We start from the raw sequence: 18,308 nt of genomic DNA on the forward strand, positions 1-18,308 counted from the left end.
TTAGCGCTTGCGGCCCTCATCCATTCCATGACGTAGATAATGGATCAGCGGATCGAATTTTGCGGCGGCAACATCAGCATAACGGCGCAGATAGGCGGCGCTATCAAACAGGTCGGCAGTATCTGCCAGTTCTTCTGCTCGGCCTTTCCCGAGCAAGGATCGCAGGGACGTTCGCTGTGCGCGCGGCTTTAGCAGCAGTAGAGCGAGCCGCCGCAGCCAGTTGTTCAATTCTGCCTTCTCAGCAGCATCAGCCTCAGCCAGCCGCAACATTTCGGACAAGGTAGCAATCTCTAAGCTCGCCTGCGCGATGCGCCGCTCAAGTGCGCGGATAGTGGCAGCGGCGTGATCATCGCCAGCAGCCACATGATTCCCGCTCCTCGTCGAAGCGGATGCATCAAAAACCGGGGTTCCGCTCGACATTCTAACCAATAATCCCTTGAGATTTTAACGCTCCCCTTGGCGGGGCCCGTAACAGATGTATGTGCTTTTGTGCAGCGTCGTGCAACTGTCGCGCGGTAAGGCAAGGCGGTCTGTGCACGTCGAGGTCAGCAGCGTGACGGACGTATCGTGGGAGGCACCCGCTTGTCCGAACCCCGGACCTGCTTCCCAATGAACATTTATTCCGCACTTACACGCTAACTGTGGGGCGTGGCCCTCAGATAGGAGGGCAGGCCGATCACATCGGCCCACCCCGCAAGACTTCCAGCCACCGGTTTCCCACGGCTGCGGGTGAATAGACGGCCTCGATGTGCTGCCTGCCTCGGTTAGCCAAACCGTCCCGCCAGATGTGGTCGTTAGCCACCCGCTGCATCATCTTGGCAGCCGCTACGACATCCGGCTCGGCCCACTGCTGGCCCGCGCCGAACGGATATTCTCCCGCAGCCACAGCGCAGAGCCTTACTGGCACCAGGGCGGCTGTGTCGAATTGGGTGAAGTCCAGGTTGCCTGAGTGGGCCGTGACGATTACCGGAAGGCCGAGTGCCATCGCTTCGGCGATGTTGCGTCCAAAACCTTCGGCGCGGTGGAGCGACATGAAGCAATCGCAGGCGCGGTAGAGATCGAGCAGGGCGCCGCGTTCCAGCGATTGATCGAGGAGAAACAGCCGATGATCGTCCGCGGCCCGCCTTTCGAGCGCGGCCCATGCTGGTGAGTCTTTTGCCCGAATGCCCTTGATCACCAAGCCCACGCTGCGGTCGTCGCGGGCAAATGCGCGGTCGAATGCGGCGAGGCATGCTTCAGGGTTTTTGCGCGCGCTGTGCGACAGTGCGTCATAGGCGAACACGAACAGGAACCGATCGTCGGGCAAGCCGAAGTCTTGCCGGCGAAGTCCGGCTGTCTCATCGACGCAGACGGCCATGGGCATGTGCTGCACCGGGATCGGCGATGATCGTAGATAGGCGTCGCGGGTGTAAAGTGTCGATGCCCACACCTCGTCGACAAATGCATAGGCTTGTCGCCACGCATCGGGAAACTCTGGCAACTCCCATGGCCAGAAGCCGATGAGATGCTGCCCTTCGAATGCACGCTTTCCAATGGCGTTGACGGCCTGGATCGTATCGATCCCTGTCGTGCAGAATATGGTGTGACGGAAAGGGAGGGTATTGGAGATCACGCCTTCCAGGCTGTCGTCCTCGTTGCGGATCTGCACGCCGCTCGAAATGTCGTAGATCGTGAAGGGAACCTCTGCCGCGGCGAGCGCGCGCGCAGCCATGCGCACGTCTTCGCCGATGCCGAAGCGACCGCGGGGATAGCCGACCAGATTGACGCCGAAGGGACGCGCTGGATCGGGGTGGGGGCGCCCGCCATATGCCAGGCCTATGCGGGGATCAGCGAGCAGGCTCCATCGAATTGCACCACGCTGTTGCAGCCAGGCAGCGAATCCGGGGTTACGCGGGCTACCAAACTGCTCATGCAGCGACGGCAGGGCATCCCAGGCCCAGCGCATGATCAACGGAATTCCGGTTTCGCTGTCTTGCCGCATCAACGCCTGTGCCTGGGCGTCGGTGAGCAGGGCCGACCAGTCGAATTTCTCGATCCCGTCCAGGAAGTACCAGCGCGCTACACGCTCTTGCCCGTCCGGCGTTGCCATGTCGGCCGGTGCGAAACCTTCGCGCAGCGCAGCTTCCCGCATCAGCCAGGTTATGGGCACAGGCCCGTGTTGCGGCACGCGCGGGTGAGGGCGGTGCCAAGGCGTGAGAGCGTCTCGCGTTTCTTTGTCGACGACAAATCCCGTTTCGCGAAAGCCGTGAAACAGGAACCACATCAACAGGGCGTGCCGGCCGGATTTCCGTGACAGACCGAAGGCGGCTTGCAGATCCGGGCGCTCGGCCCAGGTCTGCCGCGCGATGGCCGGCAAACGCAAGCGCGCGGGGCGTTTTCTCCTGCCGATCCGTCCGACGCGAGAAAGTAGTTTACGCAAGTATGCCCCGCCTTTGCCGCCGTTCTGGATGCAGCGCGCCAGTTTTAGAGTTGGTTGCCGCAGTGGGCGCTGGCCGGGGCATATCAGTTGCCACCCACGAGTCAAAGCAGCGCTGCGGCATGATGGTGGACCGCGCATGGATCGTGTCGGTGGTCTTGGGTGGCTGCGCACCACGCATCGGTTGGCGGGTCGCTTGCTTCCCGGGCAAAGGCCAGTAAGACGGTGCGCGCCTGCCACCCGGTTGGTGCCTGACATGCTTTTCATTTCAGTAAGCTATAGGGCACGAGCCATGTGCCTGGTCGCCTGGTTGCCGATTGCGCGGATGAGTTTTATGCACACGAAAAGCTTCGGGATCGCCGGCCCCAAACTGTTCCAACCGCGTCGTTTTGCCGACGCCCGCGGGTATTTTTGCGAGACGTTTCGCGCGGACGTTTTTGCTGCCCACTGCGGCCCATTCGATTTCGTGCAGGACAATGAATCGCTGAGCGAGACCGTGGGAACGATCCGCGGCCTGCATTTCCAGACGCCTCCGCATGTGCAAGGCAAGCTGGTGCGCTGCACTGCCGGTGCAATATTCGATGTAGCGGTTGATATCCGCGTTGCCTCTTCCACCTACGGGCAATGGGTTGGCGAAATCCTGACTCCGGCGAACGGCATGCAGATGTGGGTACCCCCCGGATTTGCACACGGTTTCTGTTCGCTGGAACCCAACTCGGTAATAGCTTACAAAGTGACTGGTTATTATAACGCGGCATGCGACCAGGGCTTGGCCTGGGATGACCCCGCGATCGGAATTTTGTGGCCCGATGTTGCGGATCGGACCACGCTTTCTGCCAAGGATCGCATGCATCCCGTGTTGGCAGACCTGCCAGCCTACTTCGGCACCGAACGCGTTGCTTGAGCGGGCATATACGTGCGTTAAGGAGCGTCCTGCAGTTCCATGCGTGTGATGGTTACCGGCGGTGCCGGTTTTATTGGCTCGGCGCTGGTGCGCTATCTGGTGCTGAACAAGCGCTACGATGTCCTTACGGTGGATGCGCTGACCTATGCCGGCTGTCGCGCCTCTCTGCGCGCCGTCGAAGGCAAGGAGAATCATCGCTTTCTCAAAGCGGATATTCGTGATGGCGCCGTGATGGCCGATGCCATCCGCTCGTTCTGTCCCGATCGAATCATGCACCTGGCCGCCGAAAGCCACGTGGATCGCTCGATTACGGGGGCGGCCGATTTCATCCAGACGAATGTTGTCGGGACATTCGCATTGCTGGAAGCTGCCCGCGCATACTGGAACGACCTGGATGCGCAGGCGCGTGCCCGCTTCCGCTTCCTTCACGTGTCCACCGACGAGGTTTATGGGTCTTTGGGTGACGAAGGACTGTTTACCGAAACAACCCGTTACGATCCCTCATCGCCCTATTCGGCTTCCAAGGCGGCGGCTGATCATCTTGCCAAGGCTTGGCAGCGTACCTACGGCCTGCCGGTGATCGTGTCGAACTGTTCCAACAATTACGGCCCTTATCATTTTCCCGAAAAGCTTATTCCGCTAACTATCCTCAATGCACTCCATCGACAGCCGCTGCCGGTGTACGGTGAAGGTAAGAATATTCGTGACTGGCTTTTTGTCGACGATCATGTTTGCGCACTCGACCTGATTGCGGCGCGCGGACGGATTGGTGAAACCTACAATGTCGGCGGTCGTAACGAGCGGCGTAACATCGATGTCGTGCAGCGCGTCTGTTCCATTCTCGACACGATGTTGCCCGGGCAGGCACCGCATCAGAATCTGATTACCTTTGTAACCGACCGCCCTGGGCACGACGCGCGCTATGCGATCGACGCTGCAAAGCTGGAAACCGAACTTGGGTGGCGGGCGCAGGAAACGTTCGAAACCGGCATTGAAAAGACCGTCCGGTGGTATCTCGACAATGAATGGTGGTGGCGACCTTTGCGCGATCGGTATGATGGCGTGCGCCTGGGTTTGGAGTTGCCATCGTCCAAGGCGGCATCATGAGAATCGCGGTTACTGGCCGAACAGGCCAAGTCGTTTCCAGTTTGATGGAGCGCGGGCCGGCAGCCGGTCACACGATCGTCGCCGTTGGGCGGCCCGAGATGGATCTTGCCGATCCCGATTCGATCGTTCGTGCGCTTGAAGCTGCTGCACCCGATCTGGTCGTTTCTGCAGCAGCCTATACCGCGGTGGACAAGGCCGAGCACGAGCCGGGTTTGGCGACTGCCGTAAACGTCCTCGGTGCGGAAGCGGTGGCGACTGCGGCGGCGCGGTTGGGCGTGCCGATCATTCATCTTTCAACCGATTATGTCTTTGATGGCAGGGGCAAGTTGCCTTACGTCGAAACCGACATGATCGGTCCAACCACAGTATACGGGATGTCCAAGCTGCTGGGTGAAAGAGCCGTACTGGCGGCGCATCCGGGGCAGGCGGTCGTGCTGCGGGTTGCCTGGGTCTACAGCCCGTTCGGCAAGAACTTTCTCAGGACCATGCTTGGGCTGGCGACGACGCGCGAGGAAATCGCGGTGGTGGACGATCAGTTTGGTAATCCCACCAGTGCGCTGGATATCGCCGATGGCATTTTGACCGTAGCCGCCAATATCGTGGCGCGCCGTGATTCGGCCCTGCGGGGGGTCTTCCACATGACCGCGCAGGGACATGCGAACTGGGCCGAATTCGCCACGCGCATTCTGGCTGAGGCATCTGCACGTGGCTGGCCGACGGCGCGCGTGAGGCCCATTGCCAGCGCTGCGTATCCCACACCGGCAGCGCGCCCGGCCAACTCTCGGCTGGATAGCGGGTTGATCGCCAGAGTTCATGGGATAGCGCTGCCCGCGTGGGAGGATGCTTTGACGGCTGTGATGGATCGTCTGCCTGCCGATGGGATGGGCGCGGCGCGGCTTCGGACAGGGGAGCGGTGCCAGTGAAGGGCATCATTCTGGCCGGAGGCAGTGGAAGCCGGCTCTACCCCATGACACTGGCGACATCCAAGCAGCTGATGCCGGTGTATGACAAGCCCATGATCTACTACCCGCTGAGCACGCTGATGCTGGCCGGTATCCGGGATGTCCTGATCATCTCTACGCCGCGAGACCTGCCAGCCTTCCGGGCCTTGCTGGGGGACGGATCGGACTGGGGCATGCAACTTGAGTATGCCGAACAGCCCAGTCCCGATGGACTGGCCCAGGCCTATGTGATCGGCGCTGACTTCGTGCATGGGCAATCTTCTGCGTTGGTTTTGGGCGATAACATTTTCTATGGTCATGGCCTGCCCGAACTGCTCGCATCGGCCGCAGCGCGCCCCAGTGGGGCGACCGTATTTGCCTATCACGTCAACGACCCCGAACGGTATGGCGTGGTTTCGTTCGATGCCGGGATGAAGGCCACGTCGATCGAGGAAAAGCCGGCGCGCCCCCGTTCGAATTTTGCGGTGACGGGCCTGTATTTCTATGATTCCCAGGTGGTCGACATTGCGGCCGACCTGAAGCCATCCCCACGCGGGGAGCTCGAAATCACCGATGTGAACCGTATTTATCTGGAGCGTGGTGCTCTTTCGGTCGAAATCATGGGGCGTGGCTACGCCTGGCTCGACACGGGGACGCCCGATAGCCTGCTCGACGCTGCCGAATATGTGCGGATCTTGGAAAAGCGCCAGGGCTTCAAAATCGCCAGTCCCGAGGAAATCGCGTTTCGGAGCGGCTTTATCGATGCTGGCGGTTTGGAAAAGGCGATCGATAAGCTGGGCAAATCAGATTATGGGCGCTACTTGCGCGCTGTGCTGGCTGACGCTGAGAGGCGATGACCAAGAGGGCGGGTTGTTATGTTTCATCGGCTGCACCGATAAGCGCGATATATCTTACGGAATCCATTCATGAAGCTTCACACGTCACTCTCGTTGAGCACGGCCCTTTTGCTGTGTGGTTGTGCTACGCTGCCCTCTAGCGGTCCGACCGGAAACGAGGTCAGCAAAGGGGTGGCGCGGGACACTCAGCTTGGCCTTTCTCTGGTGGAAGTCGACAGCATGGCTGCCATTCCGTCGCCGCCTGCCGCTGCCGTTTCGCGTTTGAGCGATCGTCCCTCGCCCCCAACCGACATGGTCGGCCCTGGCGACGTATTGAGCGTGGCGATCTACGAGGCCGGCGTTACGCTCTTTTCTGGGACCCCCGCGATTGCTGGGGCCGGCGCTGCCATGGATGCGGGCGCGCGCGCGCAAACCCTGCCCGAACTGCGCGTGGACGATTACGGCGATATCACGATTCCCTACGCCGGAAAGTTGCGGGTGCTGGGCAAGACCCCGGCAGAAATCCAGGCCCAGATCCGCCAGGCGCTGCGGGGTTACTCGCAGAATCCGCAAGTCTTGGTGACGCGGCGGGAAGTGATCACCAACTCGGTGATCGTCGGCGGTGAAGTGGTCAAGCCGGGTCGGCTGGTGCTCAACACCAACCAGGAATCGCTGTCTGATGTGGTTGCCCTGGCAGGGGGGTATCGCGGCAAGGCGAGCGATCTGGTGGTGCGGATCAAGCGGCGCGATGAAACCGCAGACTATCGGCTGAGCGCATTGCTGGAAAATCCCGCGCTCGACGTGCGTGCCTATCCTGGAGACCGTTACACCCTGGTCTATGACCCCATGTCATTCTCCGTCCTGGGGGCAGCAGGGCGCATGGACCAGATCCCGTTCGTGACATCGTCGATGACGCTGGCGCAAGCCGTGTCTGCGGCAGGGGGGCCGAACCCCAATCTGGGTGACCCTGCGGCGATCTTCGTGTTCCGCTATGTCGATGATCCCGATCATGTCGGACAGCGCAAGCCCGTGGTTTATCACATCAACATGATGAACCCCGGCAGTTTTTTCCTGGCCCAGAATTTTGCCATGCGGGACAAGGATGTTCTGTACTTCGGCAATGCCCGGGCCAACCAGCCGAGCAAGGTGGTGCAGTTGATCAGCCAGCTGTTCTCGCCGGTGGTGGCCGTGACCAGTGCAGTTTCGGTTGTGAAGAACTGATCGGCCGACAGGCCCCGGCCGGTGCCGGGGCCTGCGCGGATCAGGCTGCCTTCACCACCGCGTCGATCGCCAGCAGCCGCTTCCACAGTTCCTCGAAATCGGCGAGGGGCAGGGCGTTGGGGCCGTCTGACAGGGCCTTGTCCGGATCGGGGTGGGTTTCCATGAACACGCCCGCGACGCCAGCGGCCACGGCGGCGCGGGCGAGCAGGGGGACGAATTCGCGCTGGCCGCCCGAGCGCTCGCCCAGGCCGCCGGGCTGCTGGACCGAGTGGGTGGCGTCAAACACCACCGGGCAGCCGGTATCGGCCATGATCGCCAGGCCGCGCATGTCGGACACCAGGGTGTTGTAACCGAACGAGGTGCCGCGTTCGCACAGCAGGAAAGCATCGGGATCGTGCCCTGCGGCGCTGGCGGCATTGCGGGCCTTGTTGACCACCTGCTGCATGTCGGCCGGCGCCATGAACTGGGCCTTCTTGATGTTGACCGGCTTGCCGCTGGCCGCGACCGCGGCGATGAAATCGGTCTGCCGCGCGAGGAAGGCGGGCGTCTGCAAGACGTCGACCACGCTGGCGACTGGCGCTACCTGCGCCGCCTCGTGCACGTCGGTGATCACGGGAAGGCCGGTCTCGGCGCGGACCTTTTCGAGGATGCGCAATCCTTCGTCGATGCCGAGGCCCCGGAACGATTTGTCGGAACTGCGGTTTGCCTTATCGAACGAGGCTTTGAAAATGAGCAGCAGCCCCAGCCTGTCCGCCACCCCGGCAAGCGTTTCGGCGATGGAAAGCGTCATTTCCTCGCTTTCGATGACGCAGGGTCCCGCAAATGCGAATAGGGAAGACTGCGGTCGAATCGTATGGCCACAAAGGTGCATATGGGAGAGCTCGCCTGCCGAAAAATTGTGTAATTCACTGCCGGATCGGATGCAGTTTACACGGCCCGAACACAATAGTGATTTCACAACCCTTGGCGGGTATTGAAAATTCTGGCAACAGGTGGGTGATGATATGGCAGCCAATTCCCCCTGCGCACACCGCCATAGCGTGCACGCGAGACCTGCTTTGAACGAGATGCCCAACAAGATGATCGACGTGCGCTATGCCGCATCTGCGTTGAAGACGATCGACATCGAACTGGATGCGCTGGAGACCTTGCGCGATGCCCTGCGCGCACCGCAGCTGCGCGAGGCGGTGGAGCAGGCGATCACGGCCCTGGCCACCACGCGTGGCCGCGTTGTCGTGACCGGCATGGGCAAGAGCGGGCATATCGCGCGCAAGATCGCCGCGACCATGCGTTCTACCGGCACGTCAGCCGTCTATCTCCACCCGGGCGAGGCGAGCCATGGCGACCTGGGCATGATCACGCCCGAGGATATCGTGCTGGCCATCACCTGGTCGGGCGAGACCAGCGAACTCAACGACATTTTCCATTACTGCAACCAGTATGGCGTCACGCTGATCGTGGCGACCTCGTTTCCCGACAGCACTGCGGGTCGGGCCGCCGATATCTGTCTGTCGATGCCCCCGGTGCGCGAGGCATGCCCGAACGAACTGGCGCCGACATCGTCCACCACCACGCAACTCGTGCTGGGCGATGCGCTGGCCGTCGCGCTGATCGAGGCGCGCGGCTTCACGCCTACCGATTTCCGTGTGTTCCACCCCGGCGGCAAGCTGGGTGCGCAACTGTGCGTGGTGAGCGACATCATGGGCACGGGAGAGGCGGTGCCGCGCGTGACCAGCGACGAATCGCTGAGCAACGCCACGCTGGAGATGAGCCGCAAGCGCTATGGCTGCACCGCGGTGGTCGATGCCGCAGGTCGACTGATCGGCGCGTTTACCGATGGCGACCTGCGCCGCTGCATCGCGGCCTATGATCTCAGCGACCAAATCGGCCTGCACATGTCACCCAATCCGCTGCGGGTGGCGCCCGATACCCTGGCATCGGACGCGCTGCGCCTGCTCAACGACAATGCCGTATCGGTGCTGTTTGTGGTTGAGGGCGAGATCTTGGTGGGCATTGTCCACATGCACGATATCGTCAGGGCCGGCGCCGCCTGATAAGCGGCAGGCATGTCTTCGTCTTCCTCTGCCCTGATCGTTGTTCCGGCGCGTCATGGTTCGACGCGCCTGCCGGGCAAGCCCCTGCTGACCATCGCTGGCCGCACGCTGCTCGAACGCGTGCATGCCGTGGCCAGGGCTGCGGCAGAACTCGCCGGGAATTGCGCGGTGGTGGTTGCCACCGATGACGCGCGCATCGCGGCGCATGCCCAGGCGATCGGCGCGGCCGTGACGATGACCGACAGCGCGCTCGATTCGGGTTCCTCGCGCGCCTATGCCGCCGCCGCCGCCTGGCCGGATCGGCCAGACCTGGTCATCAACCTGCAGGGTGATGCGCCGTTCGTGCCGCCAGCAGTGGTGGCCGGGCTGATCGCCACATTGCGCGGCGGCGAAGCAGACGTGGCGACGCCGGTCTATCGGCTCGATTGGCAGCGGCTGGACCGCTTGCGCGCGCACAAGCAGACCGCCCCGTTCAGCGGTACGACCTGCATCCGCGACGCCCAGGGCCGCGCCTTGTGGTTTTCCAAGACGATCCTGCCGGCCATACGCGACGAGGCCAAGCTGCGCGCCAGCGAGCCGCTGTCGCCGGTGTGGCAGCATCTCGGGCTCTATGGTTATCGCCTGGCGGCGCTGGAATGGTTTGCCCAGGTGCCGCAAAGCCCGACTGAGCGCCTGGAAGGCCTGGAACAGTTGCGCTTTCTGGAAGCGGGGCGGACGATTGCGACGATCGCGGTCGATCCGCCGCTTCATGCCATGTCGGGCATCGATACGCCGGCCGATCTGGCCCTGGCCGAGGCGGCGATCGCCCGGCTGGGCGATCCCTATCCGCTGTGACCATGGGCAGCGACCTGCGCGGGGTAGGGGCCCGTTTCGTAATCGTGCGCCATGGCAACACCTTTGCCCATGGCGAAGCGCCGCGCCGCATCGGCATGCGCACCGATGTGCCGCTGACCCCGGCAGGCGAGGAACAGGCCGCGGCGCTCGGTCGCCATTTTGCCGCGCAAGGCTGGCACTTTGCCCGCGCGCTGGTTTCCCCTCTGGCGCGCACCCGCGCCACGGCGGCGGCGATCCTGGCCTGTCAGCCCAATGCGCCGGCACTGGTGCCCGAACCGTGCGATTGGCTGCGCGAGATTGACCATGGACCGGATGAGAATCAGGGCGAGGACGCCGTGATCGCGCGCATCGGCGCCGAGGCCCTGGCCGCCTGGGACGCGCATGGTGTGGCGCCACGCGATTGGCAGGTCGATGCGGAAAGCCGCCTGGCAGCCTGGCACGCGTTCCTGGCCACGGCCACCGGCCCGGCACTGCTGGTAACCAGCAATGGCGCGGCGCGGTTTGCGCTGCTGGCGATCGGCGCGGTGGCTGATCGCCCGCTTAAGCTGGCGACGGGCGCCTATGGCGTGATCTGCCGCGATGCCGACGGCACGCTGCGGGTGGAAAGCTGGAACGTTCGGCCATGAGCGCAGCGCCCCTGTTGCGTGCACCGCCCTTTCCCTGGGCAGACGCTGGCGTAAGCGGCGAGAGCGTCTCGTCGCCCTCGGCTGCGGCCATAGAGGAAGCGCGCGCCTTGTTTGCCGATATCCGCGCCGCGCGGGTGGGGGGCTGCTTCTGGGGCGCGCCGGTTGAAGCGCCGGGGCCGTGGCCCGTGGTCTTGCGCCCGCGCGATCGGGCAGAAATGGCGGCGCTGGCCGGCCGCGCGCCGGATCAGGCGTTATGGCTTGTGGCCGATGAGGGCGCCGCGCTCGATCCCTGGTCCGTGCTAGGTCGGGCCGCGCGGCTGGTGGCACATGGCGACGACGAGTGGATCGCCTTGGCGCGATGTGCCGGAGTGGCAGTGGACGTGCTTTCGTCTGGCCGCTTTGGCGCGCCGGGCGATGGAGACGCGGCGCTGGACCATCAGGCGGCGCTGACCCTCGCGAGCATGCGCTATCGCGATCCGTTCACTGGCGGGGAAGCCGGGCTGGCCGCAACCATCGACGTTCTGGCCACCTGGCGCGCGGCGCTCGACGGCAATCGCGGCATTGCCGTGGCCAGCGGCATGGCCTGGTGGAAGCGCGCAGAGATCCGCCGCTTCCTGTGGCATCCGGCGCGGCGCCTGCGCTTCTTCCGCAATCCGCGTCTTGCCTTGGCCGAGGCGCAGCGGGCCCAGGGCGCCGTGGCGATCTGGCCCTCGCGCGTTTCGCCGCAGCTGATTGCACGGGCGCGGCAGCGCGGCGTGCCGCTGGTGCGGGTGGAAGACGGCTTCGTCCGCTCGGTCGGATTGGGGGTAGACCTGGTGCCGCCTTCGTCGGTGGTGGTCGACGCGCAGGGCATCCATTTCGATCCGGCGGCGCCCAGTGACCTAGAAACGCTGCTGGCAACGGCCGCTTTTCCCCAGCGCCTGCTCGATCGCGCGCGCGCCCTGCGCGCCACGATCGTGGCCGCCGGGATCAGCAAGTATGCCGCCGATACCGCCGCCAGCGTGCAGGCCCGGGCCGCGCCAGGCCGCCGCCTGGTGCTGGTGCCGGGGCAGGTGGAAGACGATATGTCGGTCAAGGCTGGCGGGCATGGTCTTGCCTCCAATCTCGAGCTGGTGCGGCGCGCGCGCCAGGCAGAACCCGACGCCGAAATCTGGTTTCGGCCCCATCCCGATGTCGATGCCGGGCATCGCCGCGGCGCCGTGCCCGATGCGGCGATCCTGGCCCATGCGGATCGCGTGGTGCGCGGCGGCGGCATGGCGCCCTTGCTCGATGCGGTCGATGCCGTGCATGTCCTCACCTCGCTAGCCGGGTTCGAGGCGCTGATGCGCGGGCGCGCGGTGGTTTGCCATGGCACGCCGTTCTATGCCGGCTGGGGGCTGACGCGCGATCTGGCGCCGGTGCCCGATCGGCGCGGGCGGGTGCTGTCGCTCGATGCGCTGGTGGCGGGCGTGCTGATTCTCTATCCGCGCTATCTCGATCCGGTGACCGGCCTGCCATGCCCGCCCGAGGTGCTGGTCGATCGTATGGCCAGCGCCCGCGCCACCAACCGCCTGCACTGGATCGCCCCCTTGCGCCGCGTCCAGGGGCGGATCATGGCGGCCCTACGATGACCCAGATGATCCTCGACGTTTCCCGGCTAATTTCCCGGATGCACTATTCGACGCCATCGGGCGTCGATCGCGTGGAAATGGCCTATGTGCGCGGCCTGCTGGCGCGGTTCGGCCATGGGCTGGACTTTGCCGCCGTCCATCCCACCGGCCTCTATGGCCGCCTGCGTCGCGATGCGATCCTGCCCTATTTCGACGAGTTGGAACGCCGCTGGTCGCGCGAGGAAAACAGCCCGAACCGGCGCTCGGTCATTTCGAACCTGCCCCTGCTGTTCCAACTGCTGCCCCGGCGGGCGCGGGGCAGGGGGAGGCGCGCGGTCTATATCCAGGTTTCGCCGCACCATCTGGCCAAGACCGGCAAAATTCGCCGCATCCTGGCGCAGGAGAACGCGCAGTTCGCATGCCTGGTCCATGATCTCATTCCCATGGAATTTCCCGAATATGCCCGGCCCGATGGCGCCGCGCTGCACCAGCGTCGGATCGAGACGGTCACCAGCCTGGCCGATCTGGTGATCGTCAATTCAGCGGCGACCGGGCGCGCGATGCAGCCGTGGATCGCGCGGTCGGGCCGGTCGATCGCGATGGCGGTGGCGCTGCTCGGCACCGTGCCGATGGCGCCGGCGACGCCGTGGGCGGGCGATGGCCGCCCCTATTTCGTCTGCCTGGGCACGATCGAGCCGCGCAAGAACCACCTTCTGCTGCTGCACATCTGGCGGCATCTGGCCGAAACCTTGCCAGCTGACCGCGTGCCCAAGCTGGTGATCATCGGCCGGCGCGGCTGGGAAAACGAGCAGGTGGTCGATCTTCTGGAGCGGTGCCCGGCGCTCAAGGGCCATGTCGAGGAATGGAGCGGCTGTCCCGATCGCCAGCTATCGGCGGTGCTGCGTGGCGCGAAGGGGCTGCTGATGCCCTCGTTCGCCGAAGGCTATGGCATGCCGGTGGCCGAGGCACTGGCTGTAGGCACGCCCGCGCTGTGCAGCGATATCGCCGCCTTGCGCGAGGTGGGCGGGGCCGTGGCGGACTATCTCGATCCGTTGGACGGGCCGGCCTGGACCCGGGCTATCGTGGATTTTGCCGAAGATGGGCCGATGCGCCAGGCGCAACTGCGCCGCGTCCCTGGCTGGCACAATCCCACTTGGGACGAGCACCTCGATACCGTCGTCGCGGCACTGGCGCGGCTGCCGGGCTGATGCATGGCTAGTCTGCGCAACGGCAGCGGCGGTCTGATCTCTTGAAAAGTCACACGAAGACACGAAGGCACGAAGAAGTGCCCTTTCATCCTTCCTTCGTGCCTTGGTGGCTTGGTATGAATCTTGAAGCCGGTGCGAGACTTTGCCGCAGTGCGAGGCTTTAAGAAGAAGCGGGACCCCGGATCAAGTCCGGGGTGACGATAAGCAGATGTATTCGTTTCTTTCCGTCGTCACCCCGGACTTGATCCGGGGTCCCGCTCAATGCTGGAAACTCGCCCGGCGCAGCAGGCTCAGGCCGGCTGATTGGCGCGGTTGGCGGCCTGGCGGTTGATTGCGCGGATGATGTCCTTGACGAAGCGCGAGTGGCGCACCGCCTTGAGGAAGATGTTCTGAATGAGATTGCCGGTAAAGCGGCAGGGGCGCTTGATCTGGATCAGCAGGATATAGCGATCCTCGTCGGTCTCGTTCCACACCTCGTGGTTGAACATGTCATCGAACAGGAAGGATTGGCCGTCTTCCCAGTGGAGCACGTGCAGTCGCTCGCCCTCTTCGAGGTTCATGCGGCACTTCTCGCGCTCGCGCGGGGCCTTGAGCGCGAGGTGATAGGTCAGCATGCCCTTGGTCATGCCGAAATGGCGGGGAATGTGGCCGCCTGCCTCCATGACCGAGAAATTGGCCGTGACGAGGCCGGGAATCGCTTCGATCAGGCGGGCGGTGATCGGCGCGCGCGCGGCGTTGGCGGCCATGCGATAGCCATAGCCCTTCAAGAAGAACGTACGCCAGCGGCGGTCCTTGGCAATGCGGCCATGGTCGAACGACAGATCGCCAAGCGATGGGATGTCCTTGGCGCGGATCGCCAGGGCTTCGTCGCGAATGGCTTCCCAGTGCTGCTCAAGCTGCGCGATCCAGGGGAAGAATGCCTTGTCCTGCACCGCCGAATCCGGGATCAGCGAATTGCGCATGATCAGCGCATCGACCTTGGGCCGCAGCTCCTTGCCGATCTGATAGAGCGACTTGCCCAGCAGCGGTATTTTCCAGCCGCGCGCGTTGACGGTCTGCTGCCACTGCGAAGGTTGGCGTTCACCTGCCATGTGCGTCACTTCAGCGAGTTGATCCTGGTGGCGAACACCCGATCCCAGAAGATCGCCGAGACGGCATAGTTGCCGTGCCCATCCACGAAGTGGTGGCGCATGTGGTGCCGCTTGAGCGCCATGGCGATGCGGCCGCGCATCGGCCACTGGTGGCAGGCATAGTGCAGCGTGTCATAGACCACGTAGCCGCTGATAAAGCCGAGGAACAGCCAGCTGCCCGCCGGTCCGATCGCCAGCCACGCGGCCAGCCACAACACGCCCGCCACCGGCAGGCTGGCCGGCAGCGGCATGAGATCGCGCAGCCCGTCGTTGGGATTGTCGTGGTGGTTGCCGTGGATCAGGAACACGAATCGCTGCACCGCCGCGACATTGACATGCCAGTGGAACAGGAAGCGGTGCATGGCATATTCGAACAACGTCCAGCCCAGCAGGCCGGCACCGATCAGACCCAGCGCGTGAAGCGGGCTGGCCGTGCCCCAGGCAACCCAGGCAATTCCGGGCAGAATCATCGCCCAGGCGAGAGCGAACGTGCGCCACGAAATCAGCGTCAGGCGCTCAAGGCCGTCACTGCGAAACAGCCTGATGCGCTGCGGTATGTTTTCGGAAGAAAGCATCTTGATGATGCTGGACATCATCGCCCATGCATTGTCAAGCATTGATGCTGCTAAATGCTACTTCGTTGCGACGACCGGAAGCCGTTACAAAAAGGACATAATACCGGTGGTTAATTACTCCAAATCGGTTTTAATTGTCGGGGCGTCGGGGGGATTGGGCACGGCCATCGCACAGCGTCTTGCCGGGCCCGATACCCTGCTTGTGCTGTGGGGCAGAGACCTTGCGCGCCTGCAAAATACTGCAACATTGTGCAGTGCAGCAGGAGCCGTAACGCAGACGCGTTCGCTGGACCTGCGCGATATTGCCGCCGCCCTGGCCGCGATCGCGGCAGACGATGCGGCCACGCCGTTCGACATGGTGGTCTTTGCCCAAGGGCGCGGTGACATTCGCGCCGCTGATGACCGTGTGGAGCAGCCTGGCCTGGTGACAGAGCTGGCCTTGGTTAATTTCACCGGCCCGGCCACGCTGGCTGCCGCGATGGGCCAGGCCATGGCAGCACGGGGCAAGGGGTGCATCGTCGTGATCGGTTCGGCCGCCGGGTTTCATTCCCTGCCCTTTGCCACGGCCTATGCCGGGACCAAGGCAGGCCTGGCGCGGTTTGCCGATGCACTGCGCCTGGCGCTGCGCGGCCATGGGGTCAGCGTCACGCTGGTATCACCGGGTTTCATCGATACGGCGGCCGGGCGCCAGGTGCCCGGTCCCAAGCCGATGCTGATGGCACCCGACGAGGTTGCCGATCGTATCGTGCGCGCGGCCGAGCAGGGGCGCGCGCACCTCGTGCTGCCCTGGCCCTTCGTGGTGCTGCGCTGGTTGGATCGGCTGTTGCCACGGGCCTGGCACGACCGGCTGCTGCTGTCGCTCGCGCCGCCGGCTTGAGCGCAAGGTGCGCTAGCGCGCGGGTTTGAGCATCATGTCGAGGATGGCGTGGTGCAGGCCGGCAGGCGTCAGGTCTGCCGCAGTGTCATCGCCGCGCATCGGTTGCCCTGCATCGTCGAACCGCATGATGACAAAGGGCGTGTGGCGCTTGCCCGCCGGCGTGGTGGCGCCGGGAATGCTGGGGCAGTGATCGCCGAAGAACACCAGCGCCGCCGGCTTTCCGCGTTGCCTTGCCAGTGCGGCAATGCCATCGGCGAGGCGCGCCAGCATGGCATCGCTGTTGCGGACCAGGCGCATATAACCCGGCACCAGTTCTTCCTGGCCATCGCCTGCCCAGGGGCCGTGGTTCTCGATCGTCACGGCATAGAGCAGCGTCGGCGCGCTGGCGGCCTGCAACGTGTCGAGGATCACGTCGGTCATTGCGGCATCGGTCACATAGCGGCCCTGATCCGGCGCGGGGGGGGCGAAGTGCGTCTCTCCCACCAGGCGGGCAAAGCCGCCGGCGGGCATGATGCGGTCGCGCCCGTAAAAGCGCATGTCGTGCGGGTGCAGAAACGCGCTGTCCCACCCGGCCGGGCGCAGCCGTGCCGGCAAGGCCCACGATCCTTCGCCCTGTGCGGTGAGGAATGGATCGAAGCGGCGAAAGCCCATTTCGGCCTCTTCCCGCCCGAACAGCACGCCATATTCGGTGCGCATGGTATAGGCGCCAAAGCCGCTGACATGCAGGCGGCCGTGCTGCCAGGCCAGGCCGCGCGCCGCGTCGAGCCCGGGCAGCGCCAGCGCCGCATCATCGAACAGATCGGCCGGATCGGCAAAGCTTTCGCACTGGATCACCACCACCAGTTCGGGCGCATCGTCGCGCGCCGGGCGGCCTGACGCGGGGCAAGGCGGCGGGTCGCGCGTGTCGCGCCAGCGCCGCCAATAGAGCAGCAGTACCGGCACCAGGCCATGGCGGGCCACATCGCCATGCGGGTCGGGGGTGGCGGCGATGGCCCGGAACGCTGGGCTGCCCTGCAGGATAGCGAGCATGGCGGCCGCGCCCAGGGCAAGGGCCAGGCCGGCAAGATGCATCACCCCGTCGGCCCGGAACAGCAGGCAGAGCAGGGCGACCAGTGCGAGCGCGACCAGGCTGGCCACCGCGCGCTGCCACGGCGCCACGGCCGAGAGATAGAACTGCGGATGGCGAAACACCGCACCGATCAGGGCAAGATCGGAAAACAGCAGCGGTTCACCCAGCATGGTGTTCTTGGCGTTGGAGGCAACGGTGAACAGGGCGCCCAGCCCAAGGCTGAGCGCGCAGGCCACCAGGGGATTGCCGCAAAGCGCCAGGATCGCCCCGAACACGCCAAGCAGCACGCCGGCATTGATCGCCAGCCCGGGCACGCTGCGCAGGCCATGGCGCGGCCGCGGATGGACCAGCGCATCGAGCGCTGCGCCGCCGCAGACCAGCGCCAGCGCTGCGACAACAACTTGAAATATATGACTGTGCAACGTCACGCCTGTTCCATATCCGCGGCGTCACGGACTTACCCGGCTGCGCCGGCGCGGCTCATAGCCGGGGCGGCGCCGGCTGTCATCCACCACGCCGGGACGAATCGATCCGGTGTGGCGGCGGGAACTTGTGGTTGGCCATTCGCGCGGGTAACGCTTCGGGCAGAGGACCGGGGCGGGCGGCGAAGATGGCTGTGCCGCCGCGGCGGTCATCGGCGCGCCGGGTCTTCTCGACGGAGTATCGCTTTCGAATGCAAGAGTTGCCCATTGCGCCCGACACGGTCCGGGCTGCCGATATCACGCCCGATCACGACGGGGCGCCGCGCACGATCCTGCTGCTGCAAGGCCTGATGGGGCCGCTGTTCCACGAACTGGGCAAGGCCTTGCTGCGGGCCGGGCACACCGTGCACAAGATCAACTTCAACGGCGGCGATCGGCTGTTCTGGCGCCTGCCCAACGGCGTGGACTATCGCGATTCGCTGGAGCGCTGGCCGGCATT

General features: G+C 64.5%; 17 protein-coding genes and 1 pseudogene. 12 read left to right on the top strand and 6 right to left on the bottom strand.

Annotated elements, in window-relative coordinates; genetic code table 11:
• Positions 1-420, bottom strand: coding sequence for a hypothetical protein (locus SCA01S_RS22320; protein ID WP_133726799.1), 420 nt, complete (start codon positions 418-420; stop codon positions 1-3).
• A 256-nt stretch (positions 421-676) separates the two neighbouring features.
• On the bottom strand, positions 677-2,419 hold the full coding sequence (locus SCA01S_RS15860; protein WP_167542915.1) for a glycosyltransferase family 4 protein: 1,743 nt from the start codon (positions 2,417-2,419) through the stop codon (positions 677-679).
• Positions 2,420-2,750: 331 nt separating this feature from the next.
• On the opposite strand from SCA01S_RS15860, the gene rfbC reads away from it, so the two are divergent.
• The 5 genes from rfbC to SCA01S_RS15885 all read left to right on the top strand — a co-directional run bounded on the left by rfbC (position 2,751) and on the right by SCA01S_RS15885 (position 7,425).
• Positions 2,751-3,320: a dTDP-4-dehydrorhamnose 3,5-epimerase gene (gene rfbC / locus SCA01S_RS15865; protein WP_062787436.1), complete on the top strand. Its 570-nt coding sequence runs from the start codon at positions 2,751-2,753 to the stop codon at positions 3,318-3,320.
• Positions 3,321-3,359: 39 nt separating this feature from the next.
• Positions 3,360-4,427, top strand: coding sequence for a dTDP-glucose 4,6-dehydratase (gene rfbB / locus SCA01S_RS15870; RefSeq protein ID WP_062787363.1), 1,068 nt, complete (start codon positions 3,360-3,362; stop codon positions 4,425-4,427).
• The gene (gene rfbD / locus SCA01S_RS15875; protein WP_062787366.1) at positions 4,424-5,350 is read left to right on the top strand and encodes a dTDP-4-dehydrorhamnose reductase; all 927 of its coding nucleotides are present in this window, start codon (positions 4,424-4,426) and stop codon (positions 5,348-5,350) included. Before rfbB ends, rfbD begins: the two co-directional genes overlap by 4 nt.
• Positions 5,347-6,225 (top strand): glucose-1-phosphate thymidylyltransferase RfbA, encoded by an 879-nt coding sequence (gene rfbA, locus SCA01S_RS15880; protein ID WP_062787369.1) that lies wholly within the window; start codon positions 5,347-5,349, stop codon positions 6,223-6,225. Before rfbD ends, rfbA begins: the two co-directional genes overlap by 4 nt.
• A 219-nt stretch (positions 6,226-6,444) precedes the next feature.
• Complete coding sequence (locus SCA01S_RS15885; RefSeq protein ID WP_327195975.1) at positions 6,445-7,425, top strand: polysaccharide biosynthesis/export family protein; 981 nt, start codon at positions 6,445-6,447, stop codon at positions 7,423-7,425.
• A 40-nt stretch (positions 7,426-7,465) separates the two neighbouring features.
• Here SCA01S_RS15885 and kdsA read toward each other — a convergent pair whose 3' ends face one another.
• A complete protein-coding gene (gene kdsA / locus SCA01S_RS15890; protein WP_062787374.1) occupies positions 7,466-8,296 on the bottom strand; it encodes a 3-deoxy-8-phosphooctulonate synthase in 831 nt (276 codons plus the stop codon).
• A gap of 196 nt (positions 8,297-8,492) precedes the next feature.
• Here kdsA and SCA01S_RS15895 point away from each other — a divergent pair, with 196 nt between their 5' ends.
• The 5 genes from SCA01S_RS15895 to SCA01S_RS15915 are packed head-to-tail and all read left to right on the top strand — an operon-like array spanning position 8,493 to position 13,736.
• On the top strand, positions 8,493-9,479 hold the full coding sequence (locus tag SCA01S_RS15895) for a KpsF/GutQ family sugar-phosphate isomerase (protein WP_062787377.1): 987 nt from the start codon (positions 8,493-8,495) through the stop codon (positions 9,477-9,479).
• A gap of 12 nt (positions 9,480-9,491) precedes the next feature.
• Positions 9,492-10,313, top strand: a complete 822-nt coding sequence (gene kdsB / locus SCA01S_RS15900) for a 3-deoxy-manno-octulosonate cytidylyltransferase (protein ID WP_062787380.1) — start codon at positions 9,492-9,494, stop codon at positions 10,311-10,313.
• A gap of 2 nt (positions 10,314-10,315) precedes the next feature.
• Complete coding sequence (locus SCA01S_RS15905) at positions 10,316-10,939, top strand: histidine phosphatase family protein (RefSeq protein ID WP_062787383.1); 624 nt, start codon at positions 10,316-10,318, stop codon at positions 10,937-10,939.
• Positions 10,936-12,549 (top strand): capsular polysaccharide export protein, LipB/KpsS family, encoded by a 1,614-nt coding sequence (locus tag SCA01S_RS15910; protein WP_062787386.1) that lies wholly within the window; start codon positions 10,936-10,938, stop codon positions 12,547-12,549. The genes SCA01S_RS15905 and SCA01S_RS15910 overlap by 4 nt, the downstream gene beginning before the upstream one ends.
• Positions 12,546-13,736, top strand: a complete 1,191-nt coding sequence (locus tag SCA01S_RS15915; protein WP_062787389.1) for a glycosyltransferase family 4 protein — start codon at positions 12,546-12,548, stop codon at positions 13,734-13,736. The genes SCA01S_RS15910 and SCA01S_RS15915 overlap by 4 nt, the downstream gene beginning before the upstream one ends.
• Before the next feature lie 290 nt (positions 13,737-14,026).
• Here the strand turns inward: SCA01S_RS15915 and SCA01S_RS15920 are convergent, their stop codons facing one another.
• Together SCA01S_RS15920 and SCA01S_RS15925 are read right to left on the bottom strand one after the other, a co-directional pair.
• A complete protein-coding gene (locus SCA01S_RS15920) occupies positions 14,027-14,827 on the bottom strand; it encodes an aspartyl/asparaginyl beta-hydroxylase domain-containing protein (protein WP_062787392.1) in 801 nt (266 codons plus the stop codon).
• 5 nt (positions 14,828-14,832) lie between these two features.
• Positions 14,833-15,459 carry a sterol desaturase family protein gene (locus tag SCA01S_RS15925; protein ID WP_245652695.1) on the bottom strand — a complete coding sequence of 209 codons (627 nt, stop codon included), beginning with the start codon at positions 15,457-15,459 and terminating at the stop codon, positions 14,833-14,835.
• Positions 15,460-15,547: 88 nt separating this feature from the next.
• Here SCA01S_RS15925 and SCA01S_RS15930 point away from each other — a divergent pair, with 88 nt between their 5' ends.
• Entirely contained in the window at positions 15,548-16,318 is a 771-nt protein-coding gene (locus tag SCA01S_RS15930; RefSeq protein ID WP_062787395.1) for an SDR family NAD(P)-dependent oxidoreductase, read from the top strand.
• A 12-nt stretch (positions 16,319-16,330) separates the two neighbouring features.
• Here the strand turns inward: SCA01S_RS15930 and SCA01S_RS15935 are convergent, their stop codons facing one another.
• Complete coding sequence (locus SCA01S_RS15935) at positions 16,331-17,815, bottom strand: LTA synthase family protein (RefSeq protein WP_245652697.1); 1,485 nt, start codon at positions 17,813-17,815, stop codon at positions 16,331-16,333.
• A gap of 245 nt (positions 17,816-18,060) precedes the next feature.
• Here SCA01S_RS15935 and SCA01S_RS22855 point away from each other — a divergent pair.
• Positions 18,061-18,308 (top strand): annotated as a pseudogene (locus SCA01S_RS22855) (hypothetical protein); the annotation flags it as partial.

The organism is Novosphingobium capsulatum NBRC 12533, assembly GCF_001598375.1.
GTDB lineage: Bacteria > Pseudomonadota > Alphaproteobacteria > Sphingomonadales > Sphingomonadaceae > Novosphingobium > Novosphingobium capsulatum.

Excerpts from the sequence above, each read along its gene's own strand:
- kdsB (WP_062787380.1), top strand. The coding sequence starts at position 9,492 with ATGTCTTCGTCTTCCTCTGCCCTGATCGTTGTTCCGGCGCGTCATGGT.
- SCA01S_RS15915 (WP_062787389.1), top strand. The coding sequence starts at position 12,546 with ATGACCCAGATGATCCTCGACGTTTCCCGGCTAATTTCCCGGATGCAC.
- SCA01S_RS15905 (WP_062787383.1), top strand. The coding sequence starts at position 10,316 with ATGGGCAGCGACCTGCGCGGGGTAGGGGCCCGTTTCGTAATCGTGCGC.
- SCA01S_RS22320 (WP_133726799.1), bottom strand. The coding sequence starts at position 420 with ATGTCGAGCGGAACCCCGGTTTTTGATGCATCCGCTTCGACGAGGAGC.
- SCA01S_RS15885 (WP_327195975.1), top strand. The coding sequence starts at position 6,445 with ATGGCTGCCATTCCGTCGCCGCCTGCCGCTGCCGTTTCGCGTTTGAGC.
- rfbB (WP_062787363.1), top strand. The coding sequence starts at position 3,360 with ATGCGTGTGATGGTTACCGGCGGTGCCGGTTTTATTGGCTCGGCGCTG.
- SCA01S_RS15925 (WP_245652695.1), bottom strand. The coding sequence starts at position 15,459 with ATGTCCAGCATCATCAAGATGCTTTCTTCCGAAAACATACCGCAGCGC.
- rfbC (WP_062787436.1), top strand. The coding sequence starts at position 2,751 with ATGCACACGAAAAGCTTCGGGATCGCCGGCCCCAAACTGTTCCAACCG.
- SCA01S_RS15910 (WP_062787386.1), top strand. The coding sequence starts at position 10,936 with ATGAGCGCAGCGCCCCTGTTGCGTGCACCGCCCTTTCCCTGGGCAGAC.
- kdsA (WP_062787374.1), bottom strand. The coding sequence starts at position 8,296 with ATGCACCTTTGTGGCCATACGATTCGACCGCAGTCTTCCCTATTCGCA.
- rfbD (WP_062787366.1), top strand. The coding sequence starts at position 4,424 with ATGAGAATCGCGGTTACTGGCCGAACAGGCCAAGTCGTTTCCAGTTTG.
- SCA01S_RS15895 (WP_062787377.1), top strand. The coding sequence starts at position 8,493 with ATGCCCAACAAGATGATCGACGTGCGCTATGCCGCATCTGCGTTGAAG.
- SCA01S_RS15920 (WP_062787392.1), bottom strand. The coding sequence starts at position 14,827 with ATGGCAGGTGAACGCCAACCTTCGCAGTGGCAGCAGACCGTCAACGCG.